The sequence below is a fragment of the Acidovorax kalamii genome, from assembly GCF_002245625.1.
GTDB lineage: Bacteria > Pseudomonadota > Gammaproteobacteria > Burkholderiales > Burkholderiaceae_C > Acidovorax > Acidovorax kalamii.
The window spans coordinates 237,784-257,750 of the sequence record NZ_NOIG01000011.1 but is presented as its reverse complement, the minus strand read 5'-3'; the positions used below and the strand labels follow the sequence as shown (position 1 = coordinate 257,750).

Below are 19,967 nucleotides of genomic sequence, written 5' to 3'. Positions count from 1 at the left end.
ATGGCCCGCCTGATCGCGTTCACTTTCTGCATTGCCTTCTTGGTGGGGGCTGGCGTGTCAGTGCGTGCAGGCATGGCACTGGCGGCGCTGGCCGCTGCTGGGCTGGCTGGATACGTGGTCTGGTGTGGCGTGTCGCTGCTCATCGGTCGGCAGCGGTAAACGGCACGCAGCCACGCCAGGGCGCGTGCCGCTCACTCGGTGTTGAACAGGTCCGGTTGGGCTCGCGGCCGGTGCAGCAGGGTGTAGGTACGTACCTCACGGACATGGGTACCGCCCGCACACGGGATCTGCCGCCAGCCACGCGCAATGCCGTAGCCCATGCCGTACAGGTCGGTGCGCACCATCTCTGAAAGCACCTTGGAAATGCAACCGGTGTCGCACACCGCATCGATTTCCTTTTGCGTGCTGGCAGGGTTTTTTTCGAGGAAGTCAGCAACACGCGCGGCCTGTTCGGGCCGGGTGTCTTCTTGGGGCTTTGCTGGCGTCATGGCGCCCCCCGCCTGCGCATCGCAGGCGATTGACCCGTCGGCGGCAAGAAACCTGCCTTGAGCTGCTGAGGCTTGCCCGGCTCCGATTCGGCAAGGACATCGCCGGTCTTCGGGTCACACACCAAGAGCACCCCAGGCCACACGACGCGCACCAATACGGGAGCAGATTGCGGGCGCCGCATGGTGCGCTGAAACAGCGGCGTGGTGGTGGCGTGCAATGCGGCAAAGGTACATGCATGCCCCAAGGTACGGGCCGCCGCCTCCATTGCGGTATCGTGCGCAGCCTGCTGAGCGGGCGTCATTGTTGAGCCCCTGCGCGGGATGCAGCAGTCGCTGCGGGTGCTCGCTTGCGCCCCACGTGGTAGGCCGATAGCACGGCATACGCCGTTACATCGAGACCAAGCCGTGCGACGCCGTCCTGCCCGTGCCAGGTACTGATAGCAGCCTCACCAGACACCGCGAGGCTATCCCCGTCGCCCAGCTCCTTCACAACGTCGATAACAGATTGCGAGAAAGACACGCACGAACAGAGCAGGCTTTCACCTGTCTTGCTGGCTGCAGCCAATCGAAATGTGGCAAAGGGTGAGCCGTTGGATGCAGTCCGCAGTTGTGCCCCACCACGCAGGCGGCCTGAAAGGAGCACGTCAAACATTGGCATCCCCCACGCGGGTGCGCTCATCGCACCAGGCCAGCACCTCCGACTCGCGCCAGGCAACAGCACGAGCAGACAGGCGCAAAGGCCGAGGGAACCCGCCTTTAACCCGCAGGTTGGTGTAAATCGTGCTTTTTTTCAGCCCGGTAAGCCGCTCTACTTCCCCCATACGGATGAGGCGATCCCGTTCAGCCTGCACAGGGCGTGGTGAATCAGCGCCGGGTGGCGTTAGTGCAATAGCGTTCATTGGCATTCCTAGAGTTACTGGAATGCCGATGGTCTTTTGATAGCTTCAGGTTGCCAACGGAATCAATTGAGCACTTTTTATGGTGGATTTTTCCGCAGGTCTTCGGTACCCATTTTTTCCATCAGTGCGGCTATCGAGGCCTCTATTGCGGCATCAAATGATTCACTTACAGGGTTTGCAGCGGATAAGCGAGGTAATAGCTTTTCATTGAAATACCTTACTGCGCCTTCTGCCTTGGACGGAACGCCAGCCAAACTAAATATCTCGTCGCACAGCTTCTCAAATTCCCCGCCACGCCCAGGTGAAATCCCAGCGTCTCGCACTGCACGCCATATCTGACCAACATGCGCAGCGTATCTCGGAAGCGTTGGCCTACGCCCGCTAGCCCCTGTCCCAGCGGTGACCTCACTAGCCATTGCCTGCGCGATCCTTCCAACTGTCTCCAGTTGCATCGCTGTCGGCACCGGTATCGACTTTTCAGGTGTATCCAACGGCCACCCCTCTGCCAATGTGTTGGATAAAAGGTGCAGGTCGAACGAGTCGCGCAGGGACAATTCTGCTATGGCCTCATACAAGGCACGTGATGACGATGCCACCGCCAACAGCGCCTCAGCTCTTTCCTTCGGCGTTTTAGCTGAAGCACCTCTCAGTTCCTGAAACTCTGCAAGTTCGCAATGCGCCCAAAGGATTTGAATCTCTGACTTTTGTGAAAGGTTGTGGACGGCACACAGCGATGCAATGGCCTGACGCTTTTCGGGCGGCAGGTCTTTTAAGGCGACAGCAATCCTGTCTACCGATGCGCCAAGGCTTTCAATCATTGAATTGAGCAGACTCGCCTCAGCGTCAACCGGCTCATCAGACAAACTTTGCATTAGCCCCCCCATCGATACGCGGCCCTCAATAAGAGCCAGCGCCAGGCCGGTGAAGGTGTCCGGCTTTTCGCCCTTGGTGATCAGCCTCAGGCTAGGCGTGGCGAAAACCCCCGCGAGGCTACACAAGCCCCCGCTCTGCCATGCTCAGGGCCTGCGTGCTGCTCACAATCACATGATCCAACACGCGCACATCCACCAGCGCCAGCGCTTGTTTCAAGGTCTGGGTCAAACCTTCGTCTGCACGGCTGGGTTGCACGGTGCCACTCGGGTGGTTGTGCGCCAGGATAACGGCGGCTGCGTTGTGCCGCAGTGCAGCCTGCACCACATCACGGGGATACACACTTGCTTGAGTCAGGGTGCCGGTGAACATGCGTTCGAATGCAATAGCCCGGTGCTGCGCATCCAAAAAAATCACAGCGAAGTGCTCCACGGGTTCAGCCCCTAGGTGCAAGCGCAGGTAGCTCTTCACAGTGTCGGGACTGTCGAAAACGCTACGGTCTTCAGTCAGCCACCCCCGCAGGATTGAAAGCGCCTTTTCAATGGTGGCAAGGTCACGTGCATACAGGTGCCGCCTGTAGCTGTGCGAAGCGCAGCCCATGCCGTACTCCGGCAGCGGCTCACCTGCTTTGGGGCGACGCAAGCACGCAGGCTTGCGCCTTGTGATACTGGTTGCCTGCATGGCTCAGGCCCTCCCTTGCAGCGCATCGGCGCAGGCCACCAGTTCAGCCGCAACGGACCGCGCCTGCTCAGCCGTGAAGAGCATGTAGCTTTGCATCATGTTGTCACTCAGGCAGATCTGAACAGCATCGCCGCCACGGGCTGCACCGATGGTCATATGGTGCTCCGCATCCACTACTGCCGAAGAATGGCGCAGATAGAACGAATTGCGTTCGCAAGGGCTGGTTTTAAAAGCAATGCCGCTCATGCTGCACCACCTTGCGTGCCGGGGCTCGCGCACACGTCTGTATGGCTCAGGCTGCGCAGCGCTGCCAGGGCCTGCACCGCCTTGCGGGCTGCGCCTGGCACGTTCGCATCAGGCTGGCGCAGGTAGTGCAACGCCATGGCCAGGGCGTTGTGCGCATCGGCATACAACTGGATGGGGTCGGTGGGGGCCCCAAGGCGGGCACCTTGGGGACTTTTGGGCGCAGCGCTGCGGCTGGCCAGGGAGATGACGGGTGTCATGGCTTCTTGCTCCTTTGCGAGACTTGAAACCACCGCATGCGTTCTTACGCACATGAGGTGGACGGGATGTTAAGAACACGCGCAAAGACGTGCGCCAGGCGTTGCCGCTGTGGCCATCCCGCCCGAAACTAAGCGTACGGCCAAAAGCCGCACGTGCTGAATACAGACGTGACAAAACCTCACTATCGGGGAGGTTGCGCCGCTTTGCGAAAAGGTGTTCTTACGCACCGGCCCCGGTCAGGGGCTACAAGAATTATTGCATGCAGTTTCCGATTGCGCCACTCGATCTGCAATCCAAGCATGCATGACCATTTTTACGAACGATCGCGCTTCATCCAGCGTCATGGGGTTTGCCGGCGGATCAAAGCGTTCATGTCCATGTCGGGATGCATCCCCAGCAGCGCTTGAGCTAGCAGTGTGCTCAAACCGCTTTTGCTGGGTCTTGCTGGCCCACCCCTTTTTGACCACGGATGACCCAGACAGCATCGCATCATGGTCTATGACTTCAATGATGGGCACGAGCCCCCTCCATGTACCGGCATCGGGCATAACTACCAACCGCATCACCTTCGCCACTATGGGATCAGTTTGAGCCAGCGTTGCAAGCCTTACTAACAATGGAACAGGTGGCGGTATCGGCACTAACTGGCCGTTGGCGTCACGCCTGTATCCCTGCGCATCAAACTCACCCGTGACCACAAGCGTTGCATGTAGGGTCAGGTACGCATGCCTTGTGCCATCTACCTGACGTTGCACCACACTACCCACCGCCAGCGATGTTTGTGCCTGTCGCGCCACCTTCAACACACCAGACAACACAACGACTCTGGCGGTTGCTGTAGCCAGCACATCAGCATGACTTGCTGACGCAGGAAGGTCGTCAAGCACCATCAATGTTTGACCTGTGGCATCGTCCTTGTAGATGCGCAATCCATCGCCGGTGAAGTTCTGCGCCAAGTGCGTCAGATCGTGTTCATCACCGAGCAAGTCCACTTCCCAGCGAGGGAGCGGCAGTTTAGCTGTATCCATTGTTCTCTACTCCGCGCTATACGCTGGCTGTGGCTTCACGCCAGGCCGATTGCTATGGCCAGTATTGTGGGGAGGCAGCATTGTCGAAACCGGTCGCGCCTCCAGCCATTCGTCAATCTCACGAACAAGAAAACCCACCCTGCGGCCCGACAACCTTCGCGGCGCCGGAAAGTCGCCGTCTCGAACCAGCTTTTGCACGGTCGTCACTGAAAGCGCAACGTACTGCGCCGTGTTGACTAGATCCAATGCACCTGGTTTTAGCGCCACCTGTGGGGAAAAAAGTGCCTGCACCGCCGATTTCGCCATGCTTTTCTCCTGTTCTATGCGTGGCCACAGCATATGCATCTCTGATGAAAAGCCGGGCGGTGGTGGCGCCACGGGAAGGCCCTCACGCGCTCACTTCCAACGATGTGCATGCGCATGCAACCCAGCCAAGCGCCGGGCGCCGCTGCACTGCAGCGGCAGTGCAGCTCCGTCAGCAGGTGGGCAGAGCGGGCACCCTTTGAAGGGCTGGGGGCGGGGTTCAATGGGTATGAATATATGAATGAATTCCACTATTCAATAAATATTCCCCTTGTCCCCGCTTTGTCCCCGGCCTGGCCCCGGTTTGTCCCCGGTAGCCATTTCCTGCAAACCCGGTTGGCTGCTGGGTTCTGGCAATTTGTCCCCGTGTCCCCGGCAATTTTGGCGTTCATGGTGCTGAAGGAAGTCCAAAGCGGCCCGATGCGCCCATGAAAAAAGGGCCTCGCGGCCCATGTGTCTGGTGAGGGTGTAGGGCTCATGCGGCCCGCTGTGGCATCGGAATCACGTCCGCCCCCTGGCGCAGCTTGTCCAGGTAGTCCGCCCACTGCTGCATCATCCGCGCTCGGTGGGCTAGGTACTGGGTGCGGTTGTAGGCCCGGCCGTTGGCATCCTTCACAGCGTGAGCGAGCTGCGCCTCAATCACCAGCGGGTCACAGTCCAGGCGCTCGGCAAGCATGGTGCGGGCTGTGGCCCTGAAGCCGTGCCAGGTCTGGACCTCGGGCGTGTAGCCCATGGTGATAAGGGCTGTGCGCACTGAGTTTTCAGAGATGGGACGGGAGTGGTTGCGCTCGCCAGGGAACACCATGGCACTGTGACCTGTCAGCGGGTGCAGATCGCGCAGCACCGCTACGGCTTGGGTTGACAGCGGCACCAAGTGGGGGTGACCGTTTTCCTTGCCGTCCTTGCCGCGCTTCATGCGGGCGGCAGGGATGGTCCACAGCGCCGAGTCGAGGTCGATTTCTGCCCAGGCCGCGCCCCGCAGCTCGCCTGGCCGCTGAAACAGCAGCGGCGCCAGCTTCAGGGCTGCCCGCACGATGGGACCACCCCGGTAGGCATCAATAGCCCGCAGCAACTCGCCCAGCTTCACAGGATCGGTGATGGCGGCGAAGTGCCGGCCTCGATATGGAGACAGCGCCCCTTTCAGGTCGCCCGTAATGTCGCGCCCCACCCTGCCGGTGGCCACGCCGTAGCGCCAGACCTGACGCGCAAGCATCAGACCCCGGTCGGCCGTCTCCACCGCGCCGCGTTCCTCCACCTTGCGAAGGGTCGCCAGCAGCTCCACGGGCTCAATTTCAGCCAGGCGCCTTTCGCCCAGCCAGGGGAAGAGATCGCGCTCAAACTGGCGCAGTGAGCGCTCGGCGTGTGCATCGCTCCATTGGGACTTCTGTTTGCCGTACCACTCCAGGGCCACCACCTTGAAGGTGTCACCGGCCGGATTGATGGCCTTGAGCTTTTCGACCTTGCGGGCCTGCACTGGATCTACCCCACCCGCCTTCTGCAGCTTGGCCGCGTCCCGCGCCTTGCGTGCGGCCGTCAGCCCAACGGCTGGATAGCTGCCCAGCGCCATACGGCCCTCTTTGCCGTCCATCCGGTATTTCCAGAACCACCGCTTTGAGCCGGTGGGACTCACCTCCAGATACAGCCCGCCCGAATCGGCCAGCCGCTCGCGTTTGGCGGTGGGGGAACAACTCGCGTTTTTGCAGTGGGCATCGGTCAACATGGGGGAACAGCTCCAGGGGTGGGGGAACGGCCTCCCCCATAGGGAAACGGGGGAACAACTGGGCGCAGTCTACGACTTTTCGGGTTTGTTCCCCCATCTGTTCCCCCGCTTCGCCTTGGCTCTCCATGCGCGTCTATGCACCGCAATGGAAGATAGATCATTGATTTTCCAAAGAAAAAGGGCGTTCACTGCACTTCAGTGAACGCCCTTGGACGTATATATGGTGGAGCTGGCGGGAATTGAACCCGCGTCCGTAAGCCTTCACCGGGCAGATCTACATGTTTAGCGGTCTGTTTTGAATCTCGCCACCTGTGTCGCGCAGTCGCACGCTACACAAGCCGCCAGCACCCTATTTTCTCGCCTCAACCCAAGGTACCCGGATCGGAGCCAGCCCATGTAATTATCCTTGCAGCCGGGAGGCGCTGATTGCTCAGAACCCCCTTGCCCAGCCCATCGGCCAACTGTTGCAAGGCTCACTGGCAATTAAGCAGCGAGTGCGAAACGTTCGTCGTTTGCAGTTAGTTTGTTAAATCGAGATTTACGAGCGTGACTCAAGCTCGACATGCACCACACCGATTCCGAACCCACGTCGAAACCAGGACAGCCCCAAGCCTTCTATTTTAGGCGTGCACAAGCAATTGCAATAGCTCGGTGGGAGATTTAATTGCAGCATGGGCACCCCACTCACCGGGATCGGCCTTGGCACCCAGGTATCCATAGGTGGCAGCCACCGTACCCATGCCTGCCGCCAGGCCCGCTAGAATGTCGCGCTCATCGTCGCCTACATAGATGCACTGCGTGGGGGCGAGCTTCAGGCGGGACGCCGCCTCCAGCAAGGGCGCCGGGTGCGGCTTTGCGTGGGGGGTCGTGTCGCCACTGACCACCGCTCCAGCGGTCTCGAAAAGCGGGATCGCCCGGGTCAGCGGTTCTGTAAATCGTGCCGCCTTGTTGGTCACCACCCCCCACAGCAGGTTGCGCCGCAGGAGTTGCTGGACCAGTTCGGGCACGCCCTCGAATATCGTGGTGCGCTCGGTCATGCGCGATTCATAGTTCACAAAGAACTCTTCACGCCAGGCGGGGAAATCGGGATGGTCCGGGGTCATGCCAAAGGCCTCGCCCAGCATGCCACGTGCACCGGCTCCCGCCATGGGCCGATAGCGCTCCAGTGGTAAGGAAGGCAGACCGCGATCGGTGCGCATCTTGTCGGCAGCGGCCCCCAGGTCGGGCGCACTGTCGATCAACGTTCCATCCAGGTCAAACAGAACAGCACGAACGTCATGGAACATGGGCGCCCCTCAGCCCGCACGCCGGGTGGCGAACAGGTAATTCACGCTGGTGTCCTCACTCAGCCAGTAGCGCTTTGTCAGTGGGTTGTACTCCAGCCCTTTGGTATGTAGAACATCCAGTTGGGCACTGCGGCAACTGGCGGCCAGTTCGCTGGGGCGAATCATCTTGGCGTATTCATGGGTGCCCCGGGGCAGCATGTTCAGCACATATTCCGCCCCCACAATGGCCAGCATAAAGGCCTTGGCATTGCGATTGATGGTGGAGAAAAACACCCAGCCCCCGGGTTTGACCAACTGGGAGCATGCGCGAACCACGGATGCGGGGTCTGGAACATGCTCCAGCATTTCCATGCAGGTCACTACATCAAAACCCGCTGGTTGCTCCCGGGCCAGCGCTTCTACGCTGATCTCCTGGTAGCGGATATTCGGGGTACCGGCCTCCAGTGCATGCAGTTGCGCCACACGCAACGCCTTGGACGCCAGGTCAATACCCAGCACGTCCGCACCTTTGCGCGCCATCGAGTCGGCCAGAATACCGCCCCCACAACCGACATCCAGCACGCGCTTGCCATTCAATGGACTGAAGCCGTTGATCCAATCAAGCCGCAGCGGATTGATCTGGTGCAGCGGACGAAATTCGCTGTCCGGATCCCACCAACGGTGGGCCAATTCTGAAAATTTGGCCAGTTCGGCCGGATCTGCATTGACAGTGTCACTCATGCGGGCAATTGTCTCTGAACCAGATGCATATAAGACTCCAAACGCAAAAAAGCCCCGTCGCCGGGGCTTTTTTATGAAGCAATCAAAAGATTACTTGGAAGCGCGGGTACCGACCACTTCGATTTCCACGCGGCGGTTCTTGGCGCGGCCTTCGGCGGTCTTGTTGTCAGCCACTGGCTGCTTTTCACCCTTGCCTTCGGTGTAAACGCGGTTCTTTTCGATGCCCTTGGACACCAAGTAAGCCTTCACGGCTTCGGAACGACGCACCGACAGCTTCTGGTTGTAAGCGTCAGAGCCCACGGAGTCGGTGTGACCCACGGCGATGATCACTTCCAGATTGATGCCCTTGACCTTGGAGACCAAGTCGTCCAGCTTGGCCTTGCCTTCTGGCTTCAGCACCGACTTGTCGAAGTCGAAGAATGCGTCAGCAGCGTAGGTCACCTTGGTGGCCACGGCAGGAGCGGGAGCGGCTGCTGGAGCAGGAGCGGCGGCAGGTGCGGGTGCAGCGGCAGGAGCAGGAGCGGCGGCAGGTGCGGGTGCAGCGATAGCACCGTCGCAACCAGCGGCAGCCGTAGCAGGCGTCCAGTTGGCATCGCGCCAGCAGTATTCGTTCGTGCCGTTCTTCCAGACCAGATCACCGCTGGCATTGCGCCAGTTGTCAACGGTTTGTGCGCCAGCGGCGGTTGCGAGCGCTGCAGAGGCAAACAACATCGCCACTTTGTTCAGTTTCTTCATGGTTCTCCTCTTGGGGAAAAAGCCGCAGCCGCGCTGCGAATCAGGACGCTAGGGATGACCACCACCCAAAGCGTTCAAACGATTGTGCCATACGTAACAGGGCAAAAGCGGTGGTGACGCGCCGCGGTCCGTAGGACAAAACCGGAATTGCTTCGATATGTTGCGCGGTCGCTACACGGTCTTAGCCCTAAAATGACCCTCCTTTGCCGCCACCGCAGCCCCCAATGACCCAGTTTGCCAAAGAAACCCTGCCGATCAGCCTCGAAGAGGAAATGCGGCGCAGTTATCTCGATTACGCGATGAGCGTGATCGTCGGCCGGGCACTGCCCGACGCGCGCGATGGCTTGAAGCCTGTGCACCGGCGCGTTTTGTTTGCCATGCACGAGCTCAACAACGACTGGAACCGGCCCTATAAAAAGTCGGCCCGTATCGTTGGCGACGTGATCGGTAAATACCACCCGCACGGTGATTCGGCTGTGTATGACACCATCGTGCGGATGGCCCAGGATTTCTCGCTGCGCCACATGCTGGTGGACGGTCAGGGCAATTTCGGCTCGGTGGACGGCGACAACGCCGCCGCCATGCGTTACACCGAAATCCGCCTGGCCAAAATCGCGCACGAAATGCTGGGCGATATCGACAAGGAAACCGTCGATTTCGGCCCCAACTACGACGGCAGCGAAAAAGAGCCGCTGGTATTGCCCAGCAAGCTGCCCAATCTGCTGGTCAATGGCTCGGCAGGTATTGCGGTGGGCATGGCCACCAATATTCCGCCCCACAACCTCAATGAGGTGGTGGATGCCTGCCTGCACATGCTGCGCAATCCCGAGACCACCATCGACGAGCTGATGGAGATCATCCCTGCGCCCGACTTCCCCACCGCCGGCATCATCTACGGCATCAATGGTGTGAAGGACGGCTACCGCACCGGCCGTGGCAAGGTCGTGATGCGCGCACGCTGCCACTTCGAGGACATCGACCGGGGCCAGCGCCAGGCGATCATCGTGGACGAGCTGCCCTACCAGGTCAACAAGAAGACTCTGCAGGAACGCATGGCCGAACTGGTGCACGAGAAGAAGATCGAAGGCATCAGCCACATCCAGGACGAATCGGACAAATCCGGTATGCGCCTGGTAATCGAGCTCAAGCGCGGCGAAGTGCCCGAGGTGGTGCTCAACAACCTGTACAAGCAGACGCAGCTGCAGGACACCTTTGGCATGAACATGGTGGCGCTGGTCGATGGCCAGCCGCGCCTGTGCAACCTGAAAGACCTGATCGTCGTCTTCCTGCAGCACCGCCGTGAAGTGGTGACGCGCCGCACGGTGTTCGAGCTGCGCAAGGCGCGCGACCGGGGCCATGTGCTGGAAGGCCTGGCGGTGGCCCTGGCCAACATCGACGACTTCATCGCCATCATCCGCAACGCGCCCACCCCGCCCGTGGCCAAGTCCGAGCTGATGGCCCGTTCGTGGGACAGCAAGCTGGTGCGCGAGATGCTGACCCGTACACGTGCCGATGGCGGCGTGATCAACGCTGACGACTACCGCCCCGAAGGCCTGGAAGTCGAATTCGGCATGGGCCAGGACGGCCTGTACCGCCTGTCGGAAACGCAGGCCCAGGAAATCCTGCAGATGCGCCTGCAGCGCCTTACAGGCCTGGAGCAGGACAAGATCGTGGCCGAGTACAAGGAAGTCATGGCGGTCATCGAAGACCTGCTGGACATCCTGGCCAGGCCCGAGCGCGTCTCGACCATCATTGGCGAGGAACTCACCTCCATCAAGGCCGAGTTCGGCCAGCACAAGCTGGGCGCACGCCGCAGCGTGGTGGAGTACAGCGCCCAGGACCTCTCCACCGAAGACCTGATCACCCCCACCGACATGGTGGTAACGCTCTCGCACACCGGCTACATCAAGAGCCAGCCCCTGTCCGAGTACCGCGCGCAAAAACGCGGCGGGCGCGGCAAGCAGGCTACGGCGACCAAGGAAGACGACTGGATCGACCAGCTCTTCATCGCCAACACGCACGACTACATCCTGTGCTTCTCCAACCGGGGCCGCCTGTACTGGCTCAAGGTCTGGGAAGTGCCCGCAGGCTCGCGCGGCTCGCGCGGCCGCCCCATCGTCAACATGTTCCCGCTGCAGGACGGCGAGAAGATCAATGTGGTGCTGCCGCTCACAGGCGACATGCGCAGCTTCCCTGCAGACCGCTACGTGTTCATGGCCACCAGCATGGGCACCGTCAAGAAGACCGCGCTGGATGAATTCAGCAACCCGCGCAAGGGCGGCATCATTGCCGTCAACCTCGACGATGGCGACTACCTGATCGGCGCGGCCCTGACCGACGGCAAACACGATGTCATGCTGTTCAGTGACGGCGGCAAGGCCGTGCGCTTTGACGAAAACGACGTGCGCCCCCTGGGCCGCCAGGCGCGCGGTGTGCGCGGCATGATGCTGGAGGACGGCCAGAGCGTGATCGCCATGCTCGTGGCCGAAGACGAAACCCAAAGCGTGCTCACCGCCACCGAAAACGGCTACGGCAAGCGCACCAGCATCGTTGAATACACCCGCCACGGCCGGGGCACCAAGGGCATGATCGCCATCCAGCAAAGCGAGCGCAACGGCAAGGTCGTGGCCGCCACGCTGGTGCATGCGGACGATGAAATCATGCTGATCACCGACAAGGGTGTGCTGGTGCGCACCCGCGTGTCCGAGATCCGCGAGCTGGGCCGTGCCACGCAGGGCGTCACACTGATCGCGCTGGACGAAGGCTCCAAGCTCAGCGGTCTGCAGCGCATCGTGGAAAACGATGCCAACGTGGCCGATGCTGACTCCGATAGCGATGGCAATGCGGACGGTGGCGGCTCTGCCGACTCCGGCGCAGCCCCCGCATCCGACGCCTGACCCGCTCGTTTCGCCTTCGCCGGGTGCTGCGCCAGACGCAGCACCCAAATGCTATTAAAAGTGCAGCTGCTAGCGCTTATCCAGCAGGCGCAAGCAGCATTTTTGACTGTTGAACCATGACCCGCCCCTACAACTTCTCGGCCGGCCCGGCCGCCATCCCCGCCGAAGTGCTGGAGCAAGCCGCCGCCGAAATGCTCGACTGGCACGGCAGCGGCATGGGTGTGATGGAAATGAGCCACCGGGGCAAGGAGTTCCTGTCCATCTACGAGCAGGCCGAAGCCGACCTGCGCGAACTGCTGGCTGTGCCCGCCAACTACAAAATCCTGTTCATGCAAGGCGGTGGCCTGGCCGAAAACGCCATCGTGCCGCTGAACCTCTCGCGGGCTGGTGCGGTGGACTTTGTGGTCACAGGCAGCTGGAGCCAGAAGTCGCAGAAGGAAGCGCGCAAGTACGCGTCCGAAGTGAACATCGTGGCGTCGGCCGAAGACACCGGCTTCACCACCCTGCCCGACCCCGCCTCGTGGACCGTGAGCCGGGGCGCGAGCTACCTGCACATCTGCAGCAACGAAACCATCAACGGCATCGAATTCCACCAGCTGCCCAACCTGAAGGCGCTGGGCAGCGATGCGCCGCTGGTCATTGATTTTTCGTCCCATGTGGCGTCGCGGCCCGTGGACTGGAGCCGCGTGGGCCTGGCCTTTGGCGGCGCGCAAAAGAACCTGGGCCCCGCCGGCCTCACGCTGGTGGTGGTGCGCGAAGACCTGCTGGGTCACGCCCTGCCCGCCTGCCCCAGCGCCTTCGACTACAAAACCGTGGCCGACAACCAGTCCATGTACAACACGCCCCCCACCTGGGGCATCTACATCGCGGGCCTCACCTTCCAGTGGCTCAAGCGCCAGACCGAAGGCAGCCTGACTGGCGTGGCCGCAATGGAGCAGCGCAACATCGCCAAGGCCGCCCTGCTCTACAACGCCATCGACAGCTCGCAGCTGTATGTGAACAGGGTGGCGGCCAACTGCCGCTCGCGCATGAACATCCCGTTCTTCCTGCGCGACGAAAGCCGCAACGACGCGTTCCTGGCCGGAGCCAAGGAACGTGGTCTGCTGCAACTCAAGGGCCACAAGTCCGTGGGGGGTATGCGCGCCAGTGTCTACAACGCCATGCCGATCGAGGGCGTACAGGCGCTGGTGGACTACATGCGAGAATTTGAGCAAAAGCACGCCTGAACGAACACCTGCCGTCCCGTTCACGCGCCCGCGCACACAGACCCCACCCATGAATACTCCGCAAGCCTCACCCGACCTCGCCAGCCTGCGCGTGCAGATCGACTCCATCGACCAGCAACTGCTCACGCTGCTGAACCAGCGCGCGCTGGTGGCCGAACAGGTGGGTGAAGTCAAGAAGCGTGAAGGCACGCCTTTCTTTCGCCCCGACCGCGTGGCCCAGGTCATCGACAAGATCACCCACGCCAACCCCGGCCCGCTCAAGGGCCCGCATGTGGCGGCCATCTGGCGCGAGATCATGTCGGCCTGCCTGGCGCTCGAATCGCCCCAGCGCGTGGCCGTGCTGGGCCCCGAAGGCACGTTCTGCGAACAGGCGGCCATCGAGTTCTTCGGTGGTGCCGCCGACCTGATGTACTGCGCCAACTTCGACGAGGTGTTCCACGCCACGGCCGCCGGCAGCGCCCAATACGGCGTGGTGGGCGTCGAGAACTCCACCGAAGGTGTGGTCACGCGCTCGCTCGACCTGTTCCTGCACACCCCCACCCATGTGGTGGGCGAAGTGAGCCTGTTGGTGCGCCACAACCTGCTGCGCACCACCAATTCACTCGACGGCATCGAGGCCGTGCTGGCCCACCCGCAGGCGCTGGCCCAATGTCAGGCCTGGCTGTCCAAACACCTGCCCCATGCCGAGCGCCGCCCGGTGTCGAGCAATGCCGAAGGTGCCCGCCTGGCCACCACCAACCCTGCCTGGGCAGCCCTGTCGAGCGAGCGCGCAGCCACGCAGTTCGGCCTGCACATCGTCTCGCACGCCATCCAGGACGACGCGTACAACCGCACGCGTTTTGCCATCATCTGCCTGCCCCACACGCTGCAGACGCCCCCGCCCTCGGGCAAGGACTGCACCAGCCTGGTGGTCTCGGTGCCCAACCAGCCCGGCGCAGTGCACGACCTGCTGGTGCCACTCAAGGCGCATGGCGTGTCCATGACGCGTTTCGAATCCCGCCCCGCACGAACCGGCCAGTGGGAGTACTACTTCTACATCGACCTCGACGGCCACCCCGCGCAGCCGCATGTGGCCCGCGCGCTGGAAGAACTGCGCAGCCTGTGCGCGTTCTACAAGGTCCTGGGCACGTACCCTGTGTCGTCCTGAGGAGCCGCCAAGATGTTCGAACAATTAGGACTCATCGGTTGCGGGCTCATGGGCGGCTCGTTCGCCCTAGCAATGAAGAAGGCGGGCCTGGTCAAGCGGGTGGTGGGCTACAGCAAGTCGCCCTCGACCACCGACCGCGCGCGCCAACTGGGCGTGATCGATGTCGAGGCCCCCTCAGCCCTGCTCGCCGTGGCTGGTGCCGACATCGTGCTGGTGGCCGTGCCCGTGGCCGCCACCGAAGCCACGCTGAAAGCCATCAAGCACCTGGTCACCCCCCAGATGCTCATCATGGATGTGGGTTCTACCAAGGCCGACGTGGTGCATGCGGCGCAGCGCTCCCTGCGCGACCAGGTCGGCTCGTTTGTGCCTGCACACCCCATCACCGGGCGCGAGGTGTCGGGCGTGGAACATGCCGAGGCCGACCTCTACAGCGGGCGACAGGTGATCCTGACCCCCACCGAGCGCACCCTCACGGTCCATCTGCAAAACGCAGAGAAGATCTGGAACGCCCTGGGCTGCCGGGTGACCAGCATGTCGCCCGAATCGCACGACGCGGCCTTTGCCGCCGTGAGCCACCTGCCCCATGTGCTGGCCTTTGCGATGATGAACAGCATCACCGGGCAAGCGCACGGCGATGATTTCCTGTCCCTGGCGGGCCCGGGGTTTCGGGACTTCACCCGCATCGCAGCCAGCGACCCCAAGGTGTGGCGCGACATCCTGCTGGCGAACCGCGAAGAACTCCTGGCCCAGTCCAAGCTGTTTCAGCAGGCCTTGCGCAACATCGAGCAGGCCATGGAAAAGGGCAACGCCCAGGCGCTGGAAGACATGCTGACCCTGGCCAGCGAAACCCGCGCGCACTGGCGCATGGGTGCAAAGAGAAAATAACCCCCTGAGTCGCCTGCGGCGCCTTCCCCCAAGGGGGACGCACCCGGTGGCCTGGCAAAGCCAGTTCCACGGGTGCACTGAGATGGGTCTGCGCCAGTTGCTACGGGCGCTGGCACCAATGGACGAAAGACACTGATGTACAGCACCGCATTCCTCGATCTGCCCCCCCTGCAAGCCGCTGCGGGTGAAGTCCACCTGCCGGGCTCCAAGAGCATCTCCAACCGCGTGCTGCTGCTGGCCGCGCTGAGCAATGGCACCACCACCGTGCACGACCTGCTGGCGTCCGACGACACGCGGGTGATGCTGGATGGGCTGCGCCAAATCGGGTGCACGGTGGATGAAGCGGGCAGCACGGTGCGCATCACGGGCCTGGGTGGCCGTCTGCCCCAATCCCCCGCCAAGCTGTTCTTGGGCAATGCCGGTACCGCCATGCGCCCACTCACTGCGGCGCTTGCGCTGCTGGGTGGCGAGTTCGAGCTGTCCGGCGTGCCGCGCATGCACGAGCGCCCGATTGGCGACCTGATTGATGCCCTGCGCCAGCTGGGCTGCCAGATCGACTACCTGGGCAACGACGGCTACCCGCCGCTCAGGATCGCCCATGGCCAGGGCGTGCCTTCGCTGGCGCTGGCAGAGCCCATCCGCGTGCGCGGCGATGTATCGAGCCAGTTCCTCACCGCGCTGCTCATGGCGCTGCCGCTGGCGGCGGGCACACAGGCCATCGTGATCGAGGTGGTGGGCGAGCTGATCTCCAAGCCCTACATCGCCATCACGCTCCAGCTGCTGGCGCGTTTTGGCATCGTGGTCGAGCACCAGAACTGGCAGCGTTTCACCATCCCTGCGGGTAGCCGCTACCAGTCGCCCGGCAGCATCCATGTGGAGGCCGACGCATCATCCGCTAGTTATTTCATAGCACTTGGGGCAATAGCGACGGGCGGCGAAGGTCAAAAAAGCATCAAGATTCAGGGCGTGGGGCTGGATTCGATCCAGGGCGACATCCGTTTTGTTGAGGCGGCACGCGCCATGGGCGCCGCGGTGACGGGCGGCCCCAACTGGCTGCAGATCGAGCGCGGCACCTGGCCCCTCAAGGCCATTGAACTGGACTGCAACCACATCCCCGACGCCGCCATGACCTTGGCCGTGATGGCGCTGTATGCCGAAGGCACCACCACGCTGACCAACATTGCCAGCTGGCGTGTGAAGGAAACCGACCGCATCGCCGCCATGGCCACCGAGCTGCGCAAGCTCGGCGCCACGGTGGAGGAAGGCGCAGACTACATCCGCGTGACGCCTCCAGCCCAGGTGGCGGACTGGAAGGCCGCCAGCATCCACACCTACGACGACCACCGCGTGGCCATGTGTTTCTCTCTGGCCGCCTTCAACCCGGCCCGCCTGCCGGTGCGCATCGAAGACCCCAAGTGTGTGGCCAAGACCTTCCCGGACTACTTCGAGGCCCTGTTCTCGGTCGCCCAGGTCGGGACCGCCCATATCCCGGTGATCTGCATCGACGGCCCCACGGCCTCTGGCAAGGGCACGGTGGCGGCGGCCGTGGCGCAGCGGCTGGGCTATCGCTTTCTCGACTCGGGGGCGATGTACCGCATCACCGCCCTGGCCGCGCTGCGTGCGGGCCTGGCCATCGATGCGGACCATGAAGCCCGCATCGCTACCCTCGCGCAGACCCTGCCCGTGCGCTTTGAGAGCGGCAAGGTGTGGCTGGGCAACAACGATGTGACCGAGGCCATCCGCACCGAAGAAGCCGGCATGAACGCGTCCCGCGTGTCCGCCCTGCCCGCCGTGCGCACGGCGCTGGTGGACCTGCAGCACAGCTTCCAGCGCCTGCCGGGGCTGGTGGCCGATGGCCGCGACATGGGCACGGTGATCTTCCCCGAGGCCCCCTTGAAGGTGTATCTCACGGCCAGCGCTGCCTGCCGCGCAGAACGCCGTTATAAGCAGTTGATTTCTAAGGGTTTTTCGGCTAGTATCGAAGACCTTCGCGCGGATCTGGAAGCGCGCGACGCCCGGGACAGCTCCCGCAGCGTCGCACCCCTCAAGCCCGCGCAGGACGCTCTGGTCCTGGACAACTCCGATTTGACGATTGAACAAGCCGTCGAACAGGTGTTGGCCTGGTGGCACGAGCGCCAGCCCTTTGCAGCTTCTGCGCAGGGCTGACCACGTGGAGCCCTCGGGCTCCAGGCAGTGCCGAAAGGCCTTGCCACAGGCCCACACAGCCCCCCTCGCGCGCCAGCGCACAGGCGGTGTGGATCGATAACCTAACCCGCGGCTCTGCCGCAAAAAACCACCGCAAGCAGCTATAAAAACGGTAGCAATGGTGCTACCGGAATCCTGTTTGTGGCAAGGAAACACATGTCCGAATCTTTTGCCGCCCTTTTTGAAGAATCTCTGCAGCGCACGGAAATGCGCCCAGGCGAAGTCATCACCGCTGAAGTCGTGCGCGTTGAGCACAACTTCGTGGTCGTGAACGCTGGCCTCAAGTCCGAAGCCTACGTGCCGCTGGAAGAGTTCAAGAACGACAAGGGCGAAGTCGAAGTCCAAGTGGGTGACTTCGTGTCGGTGGCCATTGGCTCCATCGAAAACGGCTACGGCGACACCATCCTGTCGCGCGACACCGCCAAGCGTCTGGCTTCGTGGATGAGCCTGGAAAAGGCCCTGGAATCCGGCGAATTCGTCACCGGCACCACGTCCGGCAAGGTCAAGGGCGGCCTGACTGTCCTGGTCAACGGCATCCGCGCATTCCTGCCCGGTTCGCTGATCGATACCCGTCCGATCAAGGATCTGACGCCGTACGAAAACAAGACCATGGAATTCAAGGTCATCAAGCTGGACCGCAAGCGCAACAACGTGGTGCTGAGCCGCCGCGCTGTGGTGGAAGCCTCCATGGGCGAAGAGCGCGCCAAGCTGATGGAAACCCTGAAGGAAGGCTCCATCGTTCAAGGCGTGGTCAAGAACATCACCGAATACGGTGCGTTCGTGGACCTGGGTGGCATCGACGGCCTGCTGCACATCACCGACATGGCATGGCGCCGCGTGCGTCACCCCTCCGAAGTGGTGACCGCTGGCCAGGAAATCACCGCCAAGATCCTGAAGTTCGACACCGAAAAGAACCGTGTCTCGCTGGGTTTGAAGCAAATGGGCGACGACCCATGGATGGGCGTGAACCGCCGCTACCCCCAAGGCACCCGCCTGTTCGGCAAGATCACGAACATTGCCGACTACGGCGCATTCGTGGAACTCGAACCCGGCATCGAAGGCCTGGTGCACGTGTCTGAAATGGACTGGACCAACAAGAACATCGCTCCCGCCAAGCTGGTTTCGCTGGGCGACGAAGTCGAAGTCATGGTCCTCGAAATCGACGAAGACAAGCGCCGCATCAGCCTGGGCATGAAGCAGTGCAAGGCCAACCCATGGCAAGAATTCGCACAGGACACGAAGCGCGGCGACCGCGTGAAGGGTCCGATCAAGTCGATCACCGACTTCGGCGTGTTCGTGGGCCTGGCTGCCGGTATTGACGGCCTGGTGCACCTGTCTGACCTGTCGTGGAACGAACCCGGCGAAGCCGCTGTTCGCAACTACAAGAAGGGCCAGGAAGTGGAAGCCATCGTGCTGGCCGTGGACGTGGACCGCGAACGCATCTCGCTGGGCATCAAGCAGCTCGACGGCGACCCATTCACGACCTTCGTGACAGTGAACGACAAGGGCCAGACGGTGACCGGCAAGGTCAAGACCGTGGACGCACGTGGCGCTGAAATCGACCTCGGCGAAGACATCGTGGGCTACCTGCGCGCTTCGGAAATCTCCCGCGACCGCGTGGAAGATGCCCGCAACGTGCTGAAGGAAGGCGACGAAGTCACGGCCGTGGTGGTGAACGTGGATCGCAAGACCCGCAACATCCAGCTGTCGATCAAGGCCAAGGACATGGCCGACCAGCAAGAAGCCATGTCTTCGCTGTCGCAACAGTCGGCCCGCGAAAGCGCCGGCACGACCAGCCTGGGCGCCCTGCTGCGTGCCAAGCTGGACAACTCGGAAAAGTAAGTAAAGCGCTGACCCCTTGAAAGGTCAGACGGCGGGCGCCTCGTGCGCCCGCTCTTCTTTGAGAAGCCTATGTCCCAAGACTCCATGACCCGCTCAGACCTCGTTGAAGAACTGGCCGCACGTTTCGGCCAGCTCACCCACCGCGATGCCGAATACGCCGTCAAGACCATTCTGGACGCCGTGGGCGATGCCCTGGTGCGTGGGCACCGCATCGAGATCCGGGGTTTTGGCAGTTTCTCGGTCAACCACCGCCCGCCCCGCATGGGCCGCAACCCACGCAGCGGCGAAGCTGTGGCCATTCCCGAAAAGCGCGTGCCGCATTTCAAACCCGGCAAGGCCCTGCGCGAAGCCGTGGACAAACGCACAGCAGAAATGGAAGAAAAGGCCCCGCCTGCAACAGGCACCCTGGGCAACTGATACCAAATTAATAGCAGCAAGCGCATGATTCACGAGCGCTCGCTACCATTTTGGCTTGTATTGGCCTGAGTGCAGGCATGCGCAGCCCCACTGCGCCAAGCTCTTAGAATCGCC

The 19,967-nt window shown here is 62.2% G+C and carries 20 protein-coding genes, 1 other RNA gene and 1 pseudogene; 8 read left to right on the top strand and 14 right to left on the bottom strand.

Annotated elements, in window-relative coordinates:
- Positions 1-159 carry a hypothetical protein gene (locus tag CBY09_RS23900; protein ID WP_158236056.1) on the top strand — a complete coding sequence of 53 codons (159 nt, stop codon included), beginning with the start codon at positions 1-3 and terminating at the stop codon, positions 157-159.
- 32 nt (positions 160-191) lie between these two features.
- Here CBY09_RS23900 and CBY09_RS18020 read toward each other — a convergent pair whose 3' ends face one another.
- The 14 genes and pseudogenes from CBY09_RS18020 to ompA form a co-directional block, all read right to left on the bottom strand.
- Positions 192-488: a hypothetical protein gene (locus CBY09_RS18020; protein WP_094290952.1), complete on the bottom strand. Its 297-nt coding sequence runs from the start codon at positions 486-488 to the stop codon at positions 192-194.
- A 298-nt stretch (positions 489-786) separates the two neighbouring features.
- Positions 787-1,140 (bottom strand): single-stranded DNA-binding protein, encoded by a 354-nt coding sequence (locus CBY09_RS24305; RefSeq protein ID WP_165773938.1) that lies wholly within the window; start codon positions 1,138-1,140, stop codon positions 787-789.
- On the bottom strand, positions 1,133-1,387 hold the full coding sequence (locus CBY09_RS18005) for a helix-turn-helix transcriptional regulator (protein WP_094290949.1): 255 nt from the start codon (positions 1,385-1,387) through the stop codon (positions 1,133-1,135). The genes CBY09_RS24305 and CBY09_RS18005 overlap by 8 nt, the downstream gene beginning before the upstream one ends.
- Before the next feature lie 77 nt (positions 1,388-1,464).
- Complete coding sequence (locus CBY09_RS23745) at positions 1,465-2,259, bottom strand: hypothetical protein (RefSeq protein WP_133066301.1); 795 nt, start codon at positions 2,257-2,259, stop codon at positions 1,465-1,467.
- 118 nt (positions 2,260-2,377) lie between these two features.
- Positions 2,378-2,809 (bottom strand): annotated as a pseudogene (gene radC, locus CBY09_RS18000) (RadC family protein); the annotation flags it as partial.
- Between the two features lie 132 nt (positions 2,810-2,941).
- Positions 2,942-3,184: a hypothetical protein gene (locus CBY09_RS23740; protein ID WP_133066300.1), complete on the bottom strand. Its 243-nt coding sequence runs from the start codon at positions 3,182-3,184 to the stop codon at positions 2,942-2,944.
- The gene (locus tag CBY09_RS17995; protein WP_094290947.1) at positions 3,181-3,441 is read right to left on the bottom strand and encodes a hypothetical protein; all 261 of its coding nucleotides are present in this window, start codon (positions 3,439-3,441) and stop codon (positions 3,181-3,183) included. Before CBY09_RS17995 ends, CBY09_RS23740 begins: the two co-directional genes overlap by 4 nt.
- 237 nt (positions 3,442-3,678) lie before the next feature.
- Positions 3,679-4,470, bottom strand: a complete 792-nt coding sequence (locus CBY09_RS23735) for a hypothetical protein (protein WP_133066299.1) — start codon at positions 4,468-4,470, stop codon at positions 3,679-3,681.
- A 6-nt stretch (positions 4,471-4,476) separates the two neighbouring features.
- Positions 4,477-4,776 (bottom strand): helix-turn-helix transcriptional regulator, encoded by a 300-nt coding sequence (locus tag CBY09_RS17990; RefSeq protein ID WP_094291222.1) that lies wholly within the window; start codon positions 4,774-4,776, stop codon positions 4,477-4,479.
- Between the two features lie 472 nt (positions 4,777-5,248).
- Positions 5,249-6,493 carry a tyrosine-type recombinase/integrase gene (locus CBY09_RS17985; RefSeq protein ID WP_094290946.1) on the bottom strand — a complete coding sequence of 415 codons (1,245 nt, stop codon included), beginning with the start codon at positions 6,491-6,493 and terminating at the stop codon, positions 5,249-5,251.
- A gap of 221 nt (positions 6,494-6,714) precedes the next feature.
- Positions 6,715-7,101: a transfer-messenger RNA gene (gene ssrA / locus CBY09_RS17975) on the bottom strand.
- A gap of 12 nt (positions 7,102-7,113) precedes the next feature.
- Positions 7,114-7,779 (bottom strand): HAD family hydrolase, encoded by a 666-nt coding sequence (locus CBY09_RS17970; RefSeq protein ID WP_094290944.1) that lies wholly within the window; start codon positions 7,777-7,779, stop codon positions 7,114-7,116.
- A 9-nt stretch (positions 7,780-7,788) separates the two neighbouring features.
- Complete coding sequence (gene ubiG, locus CBY09_RS17965; RefSeq protein ID WP_094290943.1) at positions 7,789-8,499, bottom strand: bifunctional 2-polyprenyl-6-hydroxyphenol methylase/3-demethylubiquinol 3-O-methyltransferase UbiG; 711 nt, start codon at positions 8,497-8,499, stop codon at positions 7,789-7,791.
- A gap of 90 nt (positions 8,500-8,589) precedes the next feature.
- Positions 8,590-9,234 (bottom strand): outer membrane protein OmpA, encoded by a 645-nt coding sequence (gene ompA / locus CBY09_RS17960; RefSeq protein ID WP_094290942.1) that lies wholly within the window; start codon positions 9,232-9,234, stop codon positions 8,590-8,592.
- A gap of 224 nt (positions 9,235-9,458) precedes the next feature.
- Between ompA and gyrA the strand changes: the two genes are divergently transcribed.
- From gyrA to CBY09_RS17925, 7 genes are all read left to right on the top strand, one after another.
- Positions 9,459-12,131, top strand: coding sequence for a DNA gyrase subunit A (gene gyrA, locus CBY09_RS17955; protein WP_094290941.1), 2,673 nt, complete (start codon positions 9,459-9,461; stop codon positions 12,129-12,131).
- Between the two features lie 116 nt (positions 12,132-12,247).
- Positions 12,248-13,357, top strand: coding sequence for a 3-phosphoserine/phosphohydroxythreonine transaminase (gene serC / locus CBY09_RS17950; RefSeq protein ID WP_094290940.1), 1,110 nt, complete (start codon positions 12,248-12,250; stop codon positions 13,355-13,357).
- Positions 13,358-13,406: 49 nt separating this feature from the next.
- Positions 13,407-14,504: a prephenate dehydratase gene (gene pheA, locus CBY09_RS17945; RefSeq protein WP_094290939.1), complete on the top strand. Its 1,098-nt coding sequence runs from the start codon at positions 13,407-13,409 to the stop codon at positions 14,502-14,504.
- A 12-nt stretch (positions 14,505-14,516) separates the two neighbouring features.
- Positions 14,517-15,389, top strand: coding sequence for a prephenate dehydrogenase (locus tag CBY09_RS17940; RefSeq protein ID WP_094290938.1), 873 nt, complete (start codon positions 14,517-14,519; stop codon positions 15,387-15,389).
- A gap of 135 nt (positions 15,390-15,524) precedes the next feature.
- Positions 15,525-17,555 carry a bifunctional 3-phosphoshikimate 1-carboxyvinyltransferase/cytidylate kinase gene (locus CBY09_RS17935; RefSeq protein WP_094290937.1) on the top strand — a complete coding sequence of 677 codons (2,031 nt, stop codon included), beginning with the start codon at positions 15,525-15,527 and terminating at the stop codon, positions 17,553-17,555.
- Positions 17,556-17,750: 195 nt separating this feature from the next.
- On the top strand, positions 17,751-19,436 hold the full coding sequence (gene rpsA, locus CBY09_RS17930) for a 30S ribosomal protein S1 (protein ID WP_094290936.1): 1,686 nt from the start codon (positions 17,751-17,753) through the stop codon (positions 19,434-19,436).
- Positions 19,437-19,520: 84 nt separating this feature from the next.
- Positions 19,521-19,853, top strand: a complete 333-nt coding sequence (locus CBY09_RS17925; RefSeq protein WP_094290935.1) for an integration host factor subunit beta — start codon at positions 19,521-19,523, stop codon at positions 19,851-19,853.
- Positions 19,854-19,967: the final 114 nt, after the last annotated feature.